14 protein-coding genes are annotated in these 16486 nt (G+C 38.9%); all 14 read left to right on the top strand.

What is annotated here, in order from left to right; genetic code table 11:
• Window positions 1–15: 15 nt before the first annotated feature.
• The 14 genes from nrdF (at window position 16) to ade (ending at window position 16486) form a co-directional block, all read left to right on the top strand.
• Window positions 16–1002, top strand: a complete 987-nt coding sequence (gene nrdF / locus HMPREF1639_RS08445) for a class 1b ribonucleoside-diphosphate reductase subunit beta (RefSeq protein ID WP_036765496.1) — start codon at window positions 16–18, stop codon at window positions 1000–1002.
• A 249-nt stretch (window positions 1003–1251) separates the two neighbouring features.
• Window positions 1252–1380, top strand: coding sequence for a hypothetical protein (locus HMPREF1639_RS09570; RefSeq protein ID WP_278244234.1), 129 nt, complete (start codon window positions 1252–1254; stop codon window positions 1378–1380).
• A 138-nt stretch (window positions 1381–1518) separates the two neighbouring features.
• Window positions 1519–3714 (top strand): Rib/alpha-like domain-containing protein, encoded by a 2196-nt coding sequence (locus tag HMPREF1639_RS08450; RefSeq protein WP_036765498.1) that lies wholly within the window; start codon window positions 1519–1521, stop codon window positions 3712–3714.
• A gap of 76 nt (window positions 3715–3790) precedes the next feature.
• On the top strand, window positions 3791–4243 hold the full coding sequence (gene lepB / locus HMPREF1639_RS08455) for a signal peptidase I (RefSeq protein ID WP_278244235.1): 453 nt from the start codon (window positions 3791–3793) through the stop codon (window positions 4241–4243).
• Window positions 4244–4271: 28 nt separating this feature from the next.
• Entirely contained in the window at window positions 4272–5474 is a 1203-nt protein-coding gene (locus HMPREF1639_RS08460) for a DUF7601 domain-containing protein (RefSeq protein ID WP_036765502.1), read from the top strand.
• Window positions 5475–5520: 46 nt separating this feature from the next.
• Window positions 5521–6525, top strand: a complete 1005-nt coding sequence (gene srtB / locus HMPREF1639_RS08465; protein WP_036765504.1) for a class B sortase — start codon at window positions 5521–5523, stop codon at window positions 6523–6525.
• The gene (locus tag HMPREF1639_RS08470) at window positions 6501–7232 is read left to right on the top strand and encodes a Spy0128 family protein (protein ID WP_036765506.1); all 732 of its coding nucleotides are present in this window, start codon (window positions 6501–6503) and stop codon (window positions 7230–7232) included. Before srtB ends, HMPREF1639_RS08470 begins: the two co-directional genes overlap by 25 nt.
• 245 nt (window positions 7233–7477) lie before the next feature.
• On the top strand, window positions 7478–8644 hold the full coding sequence (locus HMPREF1639_RS08475) for an MGDG synthase family glycosyltransferase (RefSeq protein WP_036765509.1): 1167 nt from the start codon (window positions 7478–7480) through the stop codon (window positions 8642–8644).
• A gap of 117 nt (window positions 8645–8761) precedes the next feature.
• Window positions 8762–9451, top strand: a complete 690-nt coding sequence (locus HMPREF1639_RS08480) for a polysaccharide deacetylase family protein (RefSeq protein WP_036765512.1) — start codon at window positions 8762–8764, stop codon at window positions 9449–9451.
• 27 nt (window positions 9452–9478) lie between these two features.
• Window positions 9479–10522: a lysylphosphatidylglycerol synthase transmembrane domain-containing protein gene (locus tag HMPREF1639_RS08485; RefSeq protein ID WP_036765514.1), complete on the top strand. Its 1044-nt coding sequence runs from the start codon at window positions 9479–9481 to the stop codon at window positions 10520–10522.
• Between the two features lie 4 nt (window positions 10523–10526).
• Window positions 10527–11894, top strand: a complete 1368-nt coding sequence (gene rpoN / locus HMPREF1639_RS08490) for an RNA polymerase factor sigma-54 (protein ID WP_242847308.1) — start codon at window positions 10527–10529, stop codon at window positions 11892–11894.
• Between the two features lie 193 nt (window positions 11895–12087).
• The gene (locus tag HMPREF1639_RS08495) at window positions 12088–13380 is read left to right on the top strand and encodes an alkaline phosphatase family protein (RefSeq protein ID WP_036765518.1); all 1293 of its coding nucleotides are present in this window, start codon (window positions 12088–12090) and stop codon (window positions 13378–13380) included.
• 1 nt (window position 13381) lies between these two features.
• Complete coding sequence (locus tag HMPREF1639_RS08500) at window positions 13382–14614, top strand: MFS transporter (protein WP_036765521.1); 1233 nt, start codon at window positions 13382–13384, stop codon at window positions 14612–14614.
• A 114-nt stretch (window positions 14615–14728) separates the two neighbouring features.
• Window positions 14729–16486 (top strand): adenine deaminase, encoded by a 1758-nt coding sequence (ade, locus tag HMPREF1639_RS08505; protein WP_036765524.1) that lies wholly within the window; start codon window positions 14729–14731, stop codon window positions 16484–16486.

Raw genomic sequence — 16486 nt, forward strand, 5'->3', positions numbered from 1 at the left:
AGATAGGGAGAGGTTATGATAAAGGAAAAATATGTAGATGTTTATAATACAGTCCACAAGGCTGTAAATTGGGATACGGAAGATGACGATTTTACCCAGGCCTTTTGGGACCAAAATGTAAAGCAGTTTTGGTTGCCTGAAGAGGTGCCTATTTCAAAGGACATACCTAGCTGGTCTGACCTAAAAGAGAGTGAGAGGGTTCTCTACAAGAGGGTTTTAGCAGGACTAACTCTCTTGGATACCAAGCAGGGAAATGACGGTATACCATCCATGATGGAGCTGACAGAGAATTTTCAGAGGAAGGCTGTCCTTTCTTTTATGGGAACGATGGAGGAAATTCATGCCAAAAGCTACTCCAGTATATTTACTACCCTCCTATCCAAGCAAGAGATAGATGACCTATTTGTATGGATAGAAGAGGAGCCACTACTACAAAACAAGGCCAAGATGATTTTGAGACAGTACAAGAATACTAATACAGCCAAGGGCCTATATATGTCTATGGCTACGAGTGTATTTCTTGAGTCCTTCCTTTTCTATAGTGGATTTTTCTATCCTCTATTCTTGGCAGGTCAGGGCAAGATGATATCAAGCGGTGAGATAATATCCCTTATCTTGAGGGACGAATCTCTACACGGTAAGTATATAGGTCTTTTGGCCCAAGAAAAATTCAACGAGTTTCACTATGATGACAAGAATGAACTAAAGGATGGGGTTTATTCGCTGCTTAAAGAATTGATGGAAAATGAAGAAAAATATACTAGGCTTTTGTACGAAGGTTCTGGTTTGGAGGAGCAGGTAATTAATTTCTTGAAATATAATGCCAATACGGCCCTTACCAATATGGGCTTTGAGGAATTTTACAAGGTGGAGCCTGTAAATGCTATAGTATTAAACGGTTTGAGTACTGAGACCAAGACTCACGACTTTTTCTCAACCAAGGGTAATGGCTACCAAAAGGGTATATACGAAGAATTGACAGATGAAGATTTTGTGTTTTAGGACTTAATATATAAAAATTATAAAAAAATTGGTGGTTGAAAAAATTTCAAGAGTATGCTATAATACTTTAGAAATACAAAAGCAACTAAAGCTTTGAAAAGTGTTGCTATATATTTATGAAATTAATATATTTTGTATTGGAATCAAATAATGTTGATAAGTGTGTGTTTTATGGTATCTTGTAAATACTATATAGATACTATATAAATAAATACAAACAAATGTATGTAAGAGGGGTTGACAAATATGATGGCTAAAGGGGATAATCTAAAAGCAAGCAAGCAAGCAAGCAAGCAAGCAAGCAAGCAAGCAAGCAAGCAAGCAAGCCTAGTGGCAGGCTTTTTTATTCATACATTTTTTTATAAAGATTTAAACTAAACATATATTCCACCCTTAGGGCATTTGCCCTAAGGGTGGAATATATGTTTTTTTATTATTAAGAATCAGGGAAGAGGGATAGGAAACGATGAGAAAGCAAGATGAGAGACCATCCAATGTGAAAAAGAGGTGGAGAATTTGAAAGAAAAACATAAGCAAATGAATTCAAGATTGGGAATGAAAGAAGTCGGTATCAAGCTCTCTTCTATTGTAATTGCTATCAGTATTATTGTTGCACAAATGATTACAGCCTATGCATACGAGGAAGGGTCCCCACCAATAAAACTTCCCAATCGAGGTACAAGAGACTTTAGAAGCGTGACTGCCAATGGTATAGGAATGACATCGCTCGCTTATGCAGGCATCACTTTTGTAAAGGCTCAAGGTGATACAATTACTTTGAACTGGAGCAATCTTAATTACGGAGGTACTTACTGGAAGATTGTTACAGAGAATAAAGAAGATTCTTACTATTTTGCCGGCAGATATGTTCTTGAATTTACAGATCCCGAGTTTTACCAAAATATTGAATCCATTAAAGTAAAATCTGGGGTAAGGGAAGATACCATGGAAAATTATTACGATGTAGGTACTGAAAAGGACGGCTCGCTGTGGACGCATGCAATTGCAGGCAGTGCTATGTGGCCGGGTAAAACTAATTCCAACACCATTGCCACTGTTACAATCAAACTAAAAAATGGTCAAACTTTGGATGATTTGGGATTAAAAGACAAGAAAATCAAATTTTCTTCTATGTGGCTTACAGGTCATGGTGGAACTACGGTTCCAAATTTTATTGCAGAAGAATCCATCAGTTCTGGATACATCTACGATAAGACAAAAGAAAAAGATATCCATAAGTCCAATCTTACCATGGATGGCTTTACTGCTAAGGCCTTAATAGAAGGAAGTCAAGAAAATAAGTTTGATGAAATTAGGACTGTTCATCAATATAAGCCTGCCATCAAGTACGAATCTTCTTTTCCAGGAGGTGGCTATGTAGCTGTAATTGAAGAAACTTTCCCTGCTGAACTTACAGATTTCATTGACTGGGATAATGTGTATATTTATTCTTCAGATACCTATGGTAACCCTACAAAAAATGTAGTGAAAACTAGAATTGATAAACCTAAAGATGGAGTTATTAATACTTTTAATTCTCCTGAAATGAGTCATAAAAATGTAAAGACTAATAGTGATGTTGCTAAAGTTAGATCTTACATTCAATCCAATGTGTTAACTGCTCCTGCAGGAGGGGTTGGTTTCTATACAATATCATACAAATTAAAGGATTCTTTAAAGGATCCGAAAGCGGCAAGGAAACTTATTGAGGCGACAAAGCAGACAGAAAACAATAGCTTCCTACCATTTTCTTCTCGCCTTTATGCAGACTGGCCAGATAAGCAGATTTTTGGATTCGCTAAAGATGACGGAACTCCTTGGAAGATTCTGGAAAACTCTGAACACAACAGCCTACTGGACGTAAGAGATACAGACGGTGATGGTCTTATTGACTTTATTGAATATCAATTCGGTTCAAATCCCAAGCTTGTAGATACTGATGGGGACGGTGTGCCTGATGGACAGGAAATACTAGAGGATAATACCAAACCAAATGACGCTTCAGATTATCTTGTAAAGGAACCGACTGCCCAAAAGACCAAATACAATCCATCTGTGGAAAATAAGATTAAGGGAAGTCTTCCAAAACCCTTGATTAAAAATCCCGCAAAACCGGAAGAAGATTTAAAAGTTACAGACCAAAAGGCGGGAGATGCAATTGTAAGGCTTTATCCATATGATCCTAAGACAAAAAAATATGACGAGAAAAGGGTACTTGCTGAAGTAAAAATTCCTTTTGATAAATTGGAAAAGGGCGAATATGAAATGACACTAGCTGCTAACAAAGTAGAAAATAGTTCAAAGGGTCAGATTGTAGCCTATGCACCAAATGGTGAGCATCCTATAAAAGGACCAATCCTTAGCTTTTACAATCCAATCAGAAGGAATCTGCAAGTTGAATTGGGGGCAGCTGTTCCAAATGCAAAAGAGGGCATTGAAAATACTTCTTCTTTACCGGAAAATGCAAAATATACTTGGAAAAAAGATCCTGATACGGGTAAGCTTGGCGAACAAAGGGCGACTGTAATTGTGGACTATGGGGATGGTAATTCTGACGAGGTAGAGATAACCGTTAAGGTGACTATGGGAGTTCCAGTAGGAGTCCATGACGGCGGAAATACGCAAGTGCTACTCATTCTTCTAGGAGGAATCCTACTTGGAGTCTATGGGCTTGTCCAAATAAATAGGAGGCAGACAGATGAGAGTGTTTAAGAAATCAAGTAAAATCAAGGGGAGGGCAAGCCCAAAGGATCCGCTGGCAAGGGCCCTTCTAGGGCTGTCCATCAAGATGGTCACCATACTTATTGTGGTCGCAGCTGTATTTACCTTTGTCTTTGGCTTGGCAAGGATCAAGGACATGGGCATGGTGCCAAACCTAGCTCCGGGAGACTTGGTCATCTACTATAGGCTGGAGAAGAAGTACCTTGTGGGGGATACCCTAGTCTACTCATATAAGGGTCAAAAAAGGTCCGCCCGTGTGGTAGCACTGCCGGGGGACAAGGTAGACCTGGATGATAGCGGCCTCAAGGTCAATGGATACAACCAGAATGAACCCAAGGTCTACAAGTCCACCAGAGCCTTCCGAGGGGGAATCAAGTACCCCATCAGACTGAGAGAGGATGAGTACTTCATCATGGGGGACAACAGGGATGCGGCAGGAGATAGCAGGCTCTTTGGCCCCATGGACAAGAAAGACATCCTAGGTAAAATATTTGCCCTTGTAAGGGGCAGAGGTATATAAAAAATATAAGAAAAGAGAGGGAAAGATTATGAAAATGAATCAATTAAAGAAAAAAATGATACCACTTGCCATGGCTATGGCATTGGTAGCAACAGGCTTTGCAGGAAACCTAGCAGTGCAGAAAACAGCATTTGCAGAAGAAACTCCTAAAACATTAATAATTAAAAAGGTACTAACAATGCCTAGTGAAGGGGTAGCTACACCTGCTGAAACTTTCAACTTTGAATTTACTAAAGTAAGTTTTAACGGAAAGACTGAAAATGTTGACACTTGCCCAGCTATTGCTAACGCCAAAGCAGAATATGTCGCTAGTGACACTCAAGATGCCGATGATACAAAAGCCGGTAAGCAGGTTGTAAAGACTACAGGCGATGTATTAACAGGCGTGGCATGGACTAAGGCGGGACAGTATGTATATAAGGTAAAAGAAGTAGAACCTTCTCAAACTCAAAGAAAAGCTGGTATGACATACTCAAAGGCAGAGTACTTAGTATCTATCTTCGTTGAAGGAACTAAAGACGGTAAATTCAAGGTTAAGTCAATTCAGATAAAACAGGATAAAAAGGAAGACGGAACAAATGATACTAGTACAACAAAAACAGAATACACTCCTGGCGATCCTAGTGGCAATGGCAACAACTTTGCCTTTGAGAACAAATACTTCCCAACAGGTGGAAATAGTAACCCAACAACAGGTGATTCAGATGATGACAAAAAGGGTCTACTTGTCAAGAAAGATGTAACTGGAGATAATGCTTCAGATACTCAGTTGTTCGAATTTAAAATAAAGATCGAAAAGCCTGCAGGGGCCGATGATAAAGTCACTACTTACAAGTATAAAGTTACAAAGGAAGATGGAACTGACATGTCTGAGGAAAAGACTGGAACTTACAAAAACGAGGAGACATTTAAATTAGCTAAGGGACACAAGCTTGTTTTGACAGAGGTTTTACTTGGTGCCAAGGCAACTGTAACAGAAACAGACTCAGCTGGCTATACAGCTAAATATAAAGTTACTTCAAACGGAATAGCTGGTAGTGAAACAGATGGAACTGTAGCAAGTGCCTTATTAGGAGATAATACAGGAGGTAATATTATAGCCTTTACCAACACTCAGCAGACTCCAACTGGTGTTATAATAGACAACCTTCCATTTATCATACTTGTTGCCATAGCAGGTATGGGAATTTTATTCTTTGTAAGAAACAAGAGAAGGGCAGAGGAATTCTAATATCTAAGGGATACAAGAATTCTTTTTAGAAAAGGAAATAGCCTAGATGGAAATAAAAAAGACAAGTAAAAAGGATGGGGGTGGCCTTTGTGCTACTCCCAAGTCCAATAATACAGAAGAAGCAAAACAAAAGAAGTATATCAAAATTACCCAAAAAATATCCTTGGCTCTAGACTATATCATCTTGTTTGCCTCTATAGCCCTACTTGTCATAGGTGGCTATTTTCTATGGGATAGAAAACAGGTCTATGAAGCGGCTAGTCCGGAACAGTTCATCATGTACAAGCCGACCAAGGACAACAAAACCTCTTATAAAACATTGACCAGGCTCAACCCTGATGTGATTGGCTGGATAGATATCTATGGAACAAGGATAGACTATCCCCTAGTTCAGGCTAGGGACAACTGGGCCTACCTCAATCAGACAGTATCAAAGGAATACTCCACTGGTGGCAGTATATTTTTGGACTATAGAAACCGAAGGGATTTGACAGACTTTAACCATGTCATCTATGGGCACCATATGGCTGAGAGGAAGATGTTTGGGGATATTGACCGCTTTGAACAAAAAGATTTTTTTGACAAACATAGGTACGGGGTCATACATAGGACTGACTTGCCGAGCCTGGGGGTAGACTTTTTTGCCTTTGTAAAAACACATGGAGCCGATACAGTAGTCTTGACACCAGCCCTGCAAGAAAGTCAAAAAAAGCAGGCCCTGATTTCCTATGTAAAAAAGAATGCAATATTGCAAAGACCTATGCACATAGGCGAGGGGGATAGGTTGGTATTTTTGGATACCTGTGACCTATCTGTGACCAATGGACGCTATATATTAGTAGGCAAACTCACAGACAATATTCCAAAGAACACATTTCATGAAAAAATAAGGAGGAACCCATATATAGGATGGAGCAAAAAGGTAGAAAACATTGACTGGTTTGGTCTATTGATTGTCTTGTGGTTGATTCTTGTTGTGATATATTGGATATATGAGAGATACCGAAAGAGGAAGGAGGAAAAAAGATGTATAGGAAAAGAAAAAATATGATAAAGAGTATTGCTTTATGTTTCCTATTCACCTTTATGATACTTTCTTTAAATATTTCCTCGTATGCAGAAGAAGTGACCAGTCATCCTGTCAAGGTCAAACAGGTGATAGTAGTTGATAGTGGCTATAGCAAACCAAGGGATGTCTTTCACTATACTATGAAGGCAGAAGGCTCAAATACCCCCCTTCCAGAGGGAAGAAAGGATACTTATAGTTTTTCTATTCAGGGAGATGGAGAAAAAGAGCTTGATATGACTTATGATAGGGCTGGAGATTATATTTATACTATCTACCAAAATAAGGACATATCTATTGAAAATTGCAAGCAAGATTGTAGTATTTATCGCTTGCATGTAAGGGTCATCGCCTCACAGGGTGGACTAAGTGTTTATGTATGGATTTTAGACCAGGCTGGATACAAGCGTGAGGATATGACTTTTTTCAATCGCTATAGCTTTAGTAGGGGAGCGACTGGTGAGCATTCCTCGGCAAATACTAGTGTGGCGAATATCAGCCGTCCTCTAGCAAATACTAGGGGCAGGGTTGGCAAGAACCTTCTTCCCAAGACTGGCTATAGGGAAAATACTATGTGGTATGGATGCTTGCTAGTCCTATTGGGCTTGGCAATGCTTGCCAACAATAGGATGAATTCAGGTTGTGGATATCAAAAAATGAGATATTGCTTGATATATAAAAAAAGAAAATAATAATTTTATACAAAATTATGGCTCATGATCACAATGTAAGAAATAGATAAGGTCCCACTACAGCTTAGGTGCTGTGGTGGGGCCTTTTTGACGGCAAGCAAGGGTCTAGTAGCTACTTTTCTCAAAAACTTTATAAAAACTTAAGATTTGTATATACTTTATATTTAGTTTTTGTGGTTATACTATTAATATAAATAAAAAGGCTTTTAACATAGAAGAACAATTTAGTAAAAGGAGGGATACTTATGAAGATAGTAATTTTGACTGCAAAGTTTGGCATGGGTCATATGTCAGCGTCAAGGTCAATAATGCAAGACATACAAAGTCATTACAAGAATGACGATATAGAGATAATTGACTTTTATGAATATGCCTTGCCACACCTATCTAAGTATATGTACAAGTCCTTTGACCTATTGCTAAAGTACGCTAAAGGGATATATAGCTTCTACTATTCAATGAACGATAAGAGGGTTACAGGTGTCGATCTATTGACGAGGATATTTGCCAGTGCTTGTAACAAGCTGGTAGAAGACAAGAGCCCAGACCTAGTAATATCTACCTTCCCTATGATTTCTAGGGGGGTGGGCTACTACAAGGAAAGATATGGATCAGACCTGGAGCTGATTACCTGTATCACAGATGTGAGCAGTCACTATGAATGGTTGGTAGAGGGAACCGACCAATACCTAGTGGCCTGTCAGGATATCAAGTTTGAAATGATCCACAAGGGAGTAGACCCAGATAGGATAGTTGTCTATGGCATACCTGTTGCGGACAAGTTTAAAAATAGACAGGAAATTAGGAGGCCAAGACCTAGCTTGATTGGAGATAAGATAATCAATATGCCTAGGAACAAGGACAGCAAGGAAGTATTGATAATGGGTGGTGGACTGGGAATATTACCTAAGGGTGATGCCTTTTATCAGGAGTTAAATTCAGCTGAAGGGTTTCATACTACTATAGTAGCGGGCAACAACCAGGGAATATATAATAGTTTACATGGTAAGTATGAAAATATTACTGTCCTTGGTTTTACTGACCAGGTAGATGTCTTGATGGACAGGGCGGATTGCATAGTGACAAAGCCGGGTGGAATCACAGTGTTTGAGGCTATTTATTCAAATACACCTATCCTATCATTTGCTCCAACGCTACCAAATGAGCAGAGAAATGTAGATTTTATCGAGGAAAATAACTTTGGTCTTCTTTTGACTGAGGATATGGAAGCCAGTGTTAGGACAATAGTTTCTATAGTAAATGATGACAAGGCTCTAGCTTCTATGAGAGCTAGTATGGCTAACTTTGTAGACAGATTAAATACATCATACTTTAAGGATTACAGGTATGGTTATAATCGTAACTACGGTCTAATGATGTGCCATGATTCGAGAAAGATATATAGCTACTAGCTATAATATAATCACGGTAAATGATTAGTCAGCAAATGAGATTTAATGTTTAATATAAATACAGTCTTAAAAGTTGCCTTTGCGGGCAACTTTTAGTCTATTTAAGGAGATGAAAAAATGTATATTTTGTACTTGCTATTAGTAGTAGTTTTGGTATTTGTGATTCATTCGATCCTGCCTACCTACTACAACAAAATATTCAATAGGAGTGTAGTCAAGTCAACTGGTCAAGATAATAAGATAATGTTGACCTTTGATGATGGACCAGATGAAAGGTATATACACGACCTTTTGGACCTACTTGATGAAAATGGGGTCAAGGCTACATTTTTTATGGTTGCAGAAAATGCCCATAAAAATAGGGAGATAGTAGACAAGATAATGGCAGCCGGTCATAGGGTTGGCCTACATTCTTGGCAACATAAAAATGCTATGCTATACTCATATTCATATACAAGACAGGATTTTGAAAACAGTGCCAGAATTATGAGGGACTTGGGTGTAGAAGAACTACTTTACAGGCCGCCTTGGGGGCATACAAATATATTTTCCAACCACTTTGTAAGGAAGTACGGCATGAAGATGATATATTGGGATGTGATGGCAGAAGACTGGGAGGCAAAGGCCAGCCCAGAATCTATAAGACAAAAATTATTGGACAGGACTAGTCCAACTAGTATAATATGCCTGCACGATGCAGGTGAAAACTCTGGTGGAGCAAAAGGAGCACCTAAGAATACTATAGAAGGTTTGAGGTTGGCTATACCAGAATTAAAGGACAAGGGGTATGACTTCATACTGCCATAGATGTAGGTAAGAAATTGAGGAGGTAAAATGGAGGGTTTGAAAAATAAAAAAAGTCAATTTATAGGTATAGGTATAATGCTAGTCTTGATGGCTTTGACTATATCACAAGTTCTCAAGGGAGAGTCTGTTGATTCTATAGTAAGGACTCTCAAATCAGTCAAGCCTATCTATATCATAGTAGGTATAGGGATGATGATGATATATGCCTCATGCGAAGGTATAAACATATGGATGATTATCAGGGGTCTCAAGCAAAAGACATCTCTGATTAAGTGTATTGGATACGGATTTGTAGGCTTTTACTTTAGTTCCGTAACGCCTTCTGCATCAGGAGGTCAGCCAGCCCAGGTATACTTTATGAAGAAGGATGGGATTAGTGTAACTTCATCTTCATTGAGCCTGATGTTAATTCTTTTTACCCACCAGCTAGTAGTAGTAATATATGCCCTTATAGGTGTTGTAACTAATACAAACATAGGTGGTTCTCAGCTTGCCAATACGGTTTTATTGGCCTTTGGTTTTATAACAAATGCCCTACTCTTAATTGCTATAGTAATGTTGGTATACTGGCCTAAACTAGTATTTAAGATATTGAATTTATTCGGCTTGCTACTCCACAAGAGTAGGATAATAAAGAACAAGGAAAGAATTGAAACAAAGATATCAGCCTGTGTGGAGGAATACGAGCGTGGGGCTATATATATGAGAAATAACCCTATACTTATATTGAAGGTTACTCTATTAACAGTTGTGCAAATCAGTTTCTTGTATGCAGTTCCATATGTAATATACAAGGGCTTTGGCTTGAGTGGTTATTCGGTAATGGACTTGATTTTGATGCAGGCTATACTTAATATAGCGGTATCATCCCTGCCACTTCCAGGTGGGGTAGGAGCCAGTGAATCACTCTTCTTAGGTATGTTTAGAGTTTTCTATGGAAAAAAACTCCTAATACCTGGAATGTTGTTAACAAGGATAGCAAACTTCTATTCAGTTTTACTAATTAGTGGTATAATATCATTAATGATGTACTTATGGTCTAGCAAAGACCTAGAACCTAAGGAACATTAAAATTTTGCTGAAAAGAAGGGATGGTATGGCTCTACACAACTCGATACAACAAAAACAAACACAAACGTTAAATATTTCAAACCAGATCGTTCAGTCTTTGAATATACTTAATATGGGTAGGTATGAATTGGAGGAGGCTGTTGAGGCTGAATCAGAGTCAAATCCAGTATTAGAAGTAGAAGTAAAAGATGATGAGATAAATTGGGAAGAGTATTTTAAAAAAGAAAAATTCGACTATGATTTTGACAAAAATGAAGTATTATATACAGATAGCTCAGATTATGACTTCGAAAATATGACCAGTGATGAGGATAGTCTCTATGATGAACTGCACGGCCAGATTAAGATTATGGGCATAGATGAGACGAGGATGAAGGTATGTGATTATCTCGTGGATAGTTTAGATGAAGATGGTTACCTGAGGGAAAAGGAAAGTGATATAGCGGATAAATTGAGTGTCAGCCTGGACCTGGTAGAAGAGTGTATAGGTCTTGTCCAGACACTGGAGCCGGCGGGTATATGTGCTAGAAATCTACAAGAGTGTATAATCCTCCAACTGCATAGTGATGGTATATATGATGATGTACTAGAAGATATTATAGTCAACAATATCAACCTAGTAGCCAATTCTAATACCAAGCAACTAGCATCTAAGTACAAGAAAAAACAGGATGAAATAAGGGACTACCTAGAATTAATCAAAAGTTTGGATCCTAGACCTGCAGAAAGATATTTCAAAAATGCAATTGTCTATGCTTATCCTGATGTAGTCTTAGAAGAGGACGAAATGGGTAATTTGGTGGTTAGGCCTTACAATGAAAAGAGGTTAAAACTAAATATAAATAGTTACTACAGAGACCTGTATATAAAGACAGATGACCCTAGCGTCAAGTCCTATATAAAGGAAAAATTGTCATCAGCCAAGAAGATTATAAACGATGTTGAAGAAAGGAAATCAACAGTTATAGCTATAGCAGAAGCTATTGTGGAGGTTCAGTTTAACTATTTTAAGTATGAAGGTCAATTGGAGCCTATGAGCCAACAGAGCATAGCAGATATGGTTGGCTGCCATATTTCTACGGTCAGCAGGGGGGTAAATGACAAGTATATCCTTACCAAGAAGGGGCTATTTGAGATTAGGAGCTTTTTCTCAGGTAGTCTAGAGACTGATGAGGGTAGCACGATTTCTATATCTGTGGTAAAGAACAAGCTAAAAGACATAATAGAAAATGAAAATAAGAAAAAACCCCTTAGTGATAAAAAGTTGGAAGATATGCTGAGGGCAGAAGGTTTTGATATAGCGAGAAGAACAGTAGCCAAGTATAGGGAAGAGATTGGTTATTTGAGTTCTTCAAAGCGAAAAAAAATCTAGAAGGATTGTGGACCATTTTGGTATGTATTTTATCAAGATGGTCTTTTATTATGTAAACTTAATTTTTAGCTTATAATTTACTTTATTTTGGAATATAGGGCTAGAAAATTACAAATTTATTGTATAATAGGTTTGAGTGAAAGAAATATTTTTATATGGAATAAAAACGTTATTCTATAGATAAGGAGCAGTGATGAATAAAAAATATCTACATGTCCTATCCTTTGATGGCCTATCAAGGGTAGACATAGATCAAATGAAGAAGTTACCAGCCTTTGGAGAGTTTTTCAAGGAGGCGTCTGGTTGTATAAATGTAAAAACTATTTATCCAAGTTTGACATATTGTGCCCATACTACAATTTCAACCGGTGTATATCCGGCAAGGCATGGTGTAATCAATAATACTAGACTTCAGCCAGATAGGTTGAGTCCAGACTGGTATTGGTATGACAGGGATATAAAGGTTCCGACCTTCCAGTCCTATGCCAAGAAGGCAGGTTATGATATACTATCTATATTTTGGCCTGTGACAGCAGGATCTAAGGACATAAAGTATAATATGCCAGAGATATTTGCCAATAGGAAGTGGCAGAGTCAGATTTGGGTGTCTATGAGAAATGGTAGTCCCTACTTCCAGTATGACCTTAATTCCAAGTTTGGCAAGTTGAGAAATGGTCATAAGGAGCCGGAGTTGGATAATTTTTCCCACGCATCATTTATGTATGCCTTGGATAGGTATCCAGCCCATATAAACATGGTCCATTATATAGATTTAGACTCACAAAGGCATGAGTATGGCTTTAATTCAAATCAAGCCAAGGAAGCCATGTACAGGCTAGACAAGAGGTTGGGAGACCTAGTTGCCAAGCTAAAGGACAAGGGCATCTATGAGGATTCAGTAATAGTTGTCTTGGGGGACCACAGTAGTATAGATGGCCATACAAATATATATCCAAACAAGCTGTTTGAAGCAGCAGGCCTATTGACAAAGACTGACGACAACCTAGTTGCCAGCTACAAGGCCATATGCAAGTCAGCTGATGGATCGGCTTATGTATATGCAGGTCAAGATATAAGAGACCAAGACTTGTTAGCTGCAATTCAGCCCCTTATAGATGAAGGCGCCATTGAAGCAGTTTATAGTCCAGACCAGGCTAGGGCTATGGGGGCTGACCCATCTTGTAGGCTTATGTTGGAGGCAGCTGTTGGCTACTTCTTTATGGATGAGGTGGAAGACCAACCATTGATAAGGGCCCTAGAGGCACCCAAGAGGTCTTCAAAGCTGTGCATAAACAATCATGGTTACAACCCTTCTACTAAGGAAAACTACGAGACAGTCTTTCTAGTAGCAGGCAAGGGAATAAAGAAAAATGTGTTTTTAGAAGAAATGTCACTGACAGATGAAGGACCGACACTAGCAGCCATACTTGGCCTAGAAATGAAGGACACTGATGGCAGGGCAATAGTGGAGATTTTGGAGGTTTAAAGTGTTAAGAGTTTCAAAGAAAGAAAAATCGTGGATCTTGTACGATTGGGCAAATTCGGCCTACACCATGACTATGTTGACTACAATCCTACCTATATACTTTACGGCTATGGTAGGAGAGGTAGGCCTATCAAAGGAGATGGCAACTTCATACTGGGGTTATACTAATGCAATAGCATCCCTAGTCGTAGCTGTTTTATCGCCATTTATGGGTGGCTTGGCTGACTATATGGGTGTAAAGAAAAAGTTCTTTACTGTATTTACCCTATTAGGTATTATTTTTTCAGGTATGATAGCCTTTATACCTTATGGCCAGTGGCAGCTGTTAATAGTAACATATATAATTTCTCTGATAGGTTATTCCTTGAGTAATGTATTTTATGATTCATTCTTGACTGATATAACTTCAGAAGACAGGATGGATATGATTTCATCCTTAGGATATGGTTTTGGATATATTGGTAGTACTATACCATTTATAGTCTGTATGGGTATAATAATGGCTGCTCAGAAGTCTATAATACCTATATCAAGCATCACGGCTAGCAAGATATCATTTTTTATTACTACTATGTGGTGGTTGACATTTACCCTACCTATGTACAAAAATGTAGAACAGGTACATGGCAAGCCTTATGAAAAGTTCAAGCCACAGGATTCTATGAGAAAGTTGAAGGAGAGCTTTCTGAGAGTAAGAAAAAATAGAAAGGCATTTTTATTCCTATGTGCCTACTTCTTCTATATAGATGGCGTTGATACTATCATCAGGATGGCGGCGAGTTTTGGTACGGCTGTAGGCATAGGCTCATCTACATTGTTGGTCATACTACTAGTTACACAGTTTGTAGCCTTTCCTTTTGCTATAATATACGGCAAGCTTACCCAGATATTCAAGGGCAAGGCCATGCTGATAGCAGGTATAGGCATTTACATCGTCATATGTATATTTGCCTTCTTCCTCAAGTCAGCCAGGGAATTTTGGATATTATCGATTTTGGTTGGTAGTTCCCAGGGTGGTATACAGGCCTTGAGTAGGTCATATTTTGCCAAGATGATACCAAAGGAAAATTCCAATGAATACTTTGGATTCTATAATATATTTGGAAAGTTTGCCGCTATAATGGGGCCATTCTTGGTTGGTATAGTGACTCAGATTACAGGTGATGTTAGAAACGGTGTTCTAAGCTTGATCCTAATATTTATAGTAGGTGTAGTTCTACTGTTAAAAGACTAGATAAGCCAAGAAATTTCATAAAATTATATACGAAAATACAATCCTAGGGCCTATAATCGCAAGAACTATAGGTCCTATATTTAAAAAAATTTAGAAGTAGGAGGGAAGGATTATATGAATATAGAAAACTATAAAAAATACGTCAAATATACCTTGGGTCAGGAAAAGTCAGACCTAGTCCTAAAAAATGCCAAGCTAATAATGGTTCAAACTGGAGAAGTAATAGAGGCTGACCTGGCTATCAAGGACAAATATATAGTAGGCCTTGGTGACTATGAGGGCTTAGAAGAGTTAGATTGTAGTAATAGATATGTATGTCCAGGTTTTATCGACTCCCACCTACATTTTGAGTCAACCTTGGCAAACCCCAAGGAGTTGGTCCACTATGCATCACTGAGCGGTACGACAGGTTTTATAGCAGACCCACACGAGGCTGCAAATGTTGCAGGCATCAAGGGGATAAACTATATACTTGACCAGACTCAAGATGCCAGTGGGGATGTCTACATTATGGCACCGTCATGTGTTCCATGTAAGGAAGGTGAGGACTCGGGATGTCTTATGGAGGCTAGTGACCTTAAAAAGCTCTTGGGCAATCCTAGAATTTTGGGTCTGGGTGAGGTGATGGACGAGGGGGGTGTCATAGGCCTAAAGGATAGGATGATGGCCAAGCTGGACCTATTTTCTGATAGGGTCAAGGATGGTCATGCTATATCTATAGAAGGTAAAGACCTAGCAGCCTATGCCATGTCAGGTATACTGACTGACCACGAGTCTACAGAGTACAAGTATGCTATGATGAAGGTTAGAAATGGAATGTATGTCCACATCAGGGAAGGCTCTGCTGCTAGAAATCTAGAGGCCATAGTAAGAGGTATAGTAGAAAATAAGACGGATATATCTAGGTTTACCTTCTGTACTGACGACAAGCATATAGAGGATATACAAAAAGATGGTCATATCAGTCACAATGTCAGGAAGGCTATTTCTCTTGGACTCAAGCCAATAGATGCCTACAAGATGGCCAGCCTGAATCCTGCCCAGTGCTACGGGCTTGATGACCTGGGTATGATAGCAGTTGGTAAAAAGGCGAATTTGATAATACTTAGTGATATGGAAAATGTCCTAATAGATAGGGTTATGTACGAGGGTGACTTTATAAGTCCTGTCTACGAGGGCAACAAGATGAGTGTAGACCCACAGCTTATAGATAGCCTTCATATTGACTGGTTTGATGAGGATATGCTGGCCTATAAGAGTCACCGCTATGCTATAGGTATGGTAGAGGGGGAAATCTTGACCAAACTGATCGATCTTGATAACTATAAGTGCCATAATGATCTTGCTAGGTATGATAGCCAAATGGATGATCCAGCCTGCCTGAAGTTTGCTGATAATGATAGGAAAGAGGCAATGGCTAACAAAATATCTAAGGTAGCCGTAATAGAGAGACACCACAACACAGGTCGCTATCATGTAGCCAAGGTCTTGGGTTATAATATAAAAAATGGGGCAGTAGCATCTAGTGTATCCCATGATTCCCACAATGTAATAGTTATCGGAGACAATGACAGGGATATGATGCTTGCACTTGAAAAGCTAAAAGAAAGCAAGGGGGGTTATGTCCTAGTAGAAGGGGGACATGTCTATGATGCCCTACCGCTTCCAGTCATGGGACTAATGAGCGACCTAGATAGTGGCAAGATGAACGAAGTTTTATCTAGGATGATAGCTAGGGCCCACAAGATGGGTGTGCCGGATGGTATAGAACCTTTTATAGCCCTATCATTTATAGCCCTGCCAGTAATTCCTGAAATTAGGATCAGGACTAGGGGCCTATATGATGTATTGGGAGATAGGTATCTTGATTAG

Origin of the sequence: Peptostreptococcus sp. MV1, from assembly GCF_000758885.1 — a bacterium.
Lineage (GTDB): Bacteria > Bacillota > Clostridia > Peptostreptococcales > Peptostreptococcaceae > Peptostreptococcus.

What these genes read in the sequence shown, in the direction of transcription:
- nrdF (WP_036765496.1), top strand. Translation starts at nt 16, where the DNA reads ATGATAAAGGAAAAATATGTAGATGTTTATAATACAGTCCACAAGGCT.
- HMPREF1639_RS09570 (WP_278244234.1), top strand. Translation starts at nt 1,252, where the DNA reads ATGGCTAAAGGGGATAATCTAAAAGCAAGCAAGCAAGCAAGCAAGCAA.
- lepB (WP_278244235.1), top strand. Translation starts at nt 3,791, where the DNA reads ATGGTCACCATACTTATTGTGGTCGCAGCTGTATTTACCTTTGTCTTT.
- HMPREF1639_RS08460 (WP_036765502.1), top strand. Translation starts at nt 4,272, where the DNA reads ATGAAAATGAATCAATTAAAGAAAAAAATGATACCACTTGCCATGGCT.
- srtB (WP_036765504.1), top strand. Translation starts at nt 5,521, where the DNA reads ATGGAAATAAAAAAGACAAGTAAAAAGGATGGGGGTGGCCTTTGTGCT.
- HMPREF1639_RS08470 (WP_036765506.1), top strand. Translation starts at nt 6,501, where the DNA reads ATGTATAGGAAAAGAAAAAATATGATAAAGAGTATTGCTTTATGTTTC.
- HMPREF1639_RS08475 (WP_036765509.1), top strand. Translation starts at nt 7,478, where the DNA reads ATGAAGATAGTAATTTTGACTGCAAAGTTTGGCATGGGTCATATGTCA.
- HMPREF1639_RS08480 (WP_036765512.1), top strand. Translation starts at nt 8,762, where the DNA reads ATGTATATTTTGTACTTGCTATTAGTAGTAGTTTTGGTATTTGTGATT.
- HMPREF1639_RS08485 (WP_036765514.1), top strand. Translation starts at nt 9,479, where the DNA reads ATGGAGGGTTTGAAAAATAAAAAAAGTCAATTTATAGGTATAGGTATA.
- HMPREF1639_RS08495 (WP_036765518.1), top strand. Translation starts at nt 12,088, where the DNA reads ATGAATAAAAAATATCTACATGTCCTATCCTTTGATGGCCTATCAAGG.
- ade (WP_036765524.1), top strand. Translation starts at nt 14,729, where the DNA reads ATGAATATAGAAAACTATAAAAAATACGTCAAATATACCTTGGGTCAG.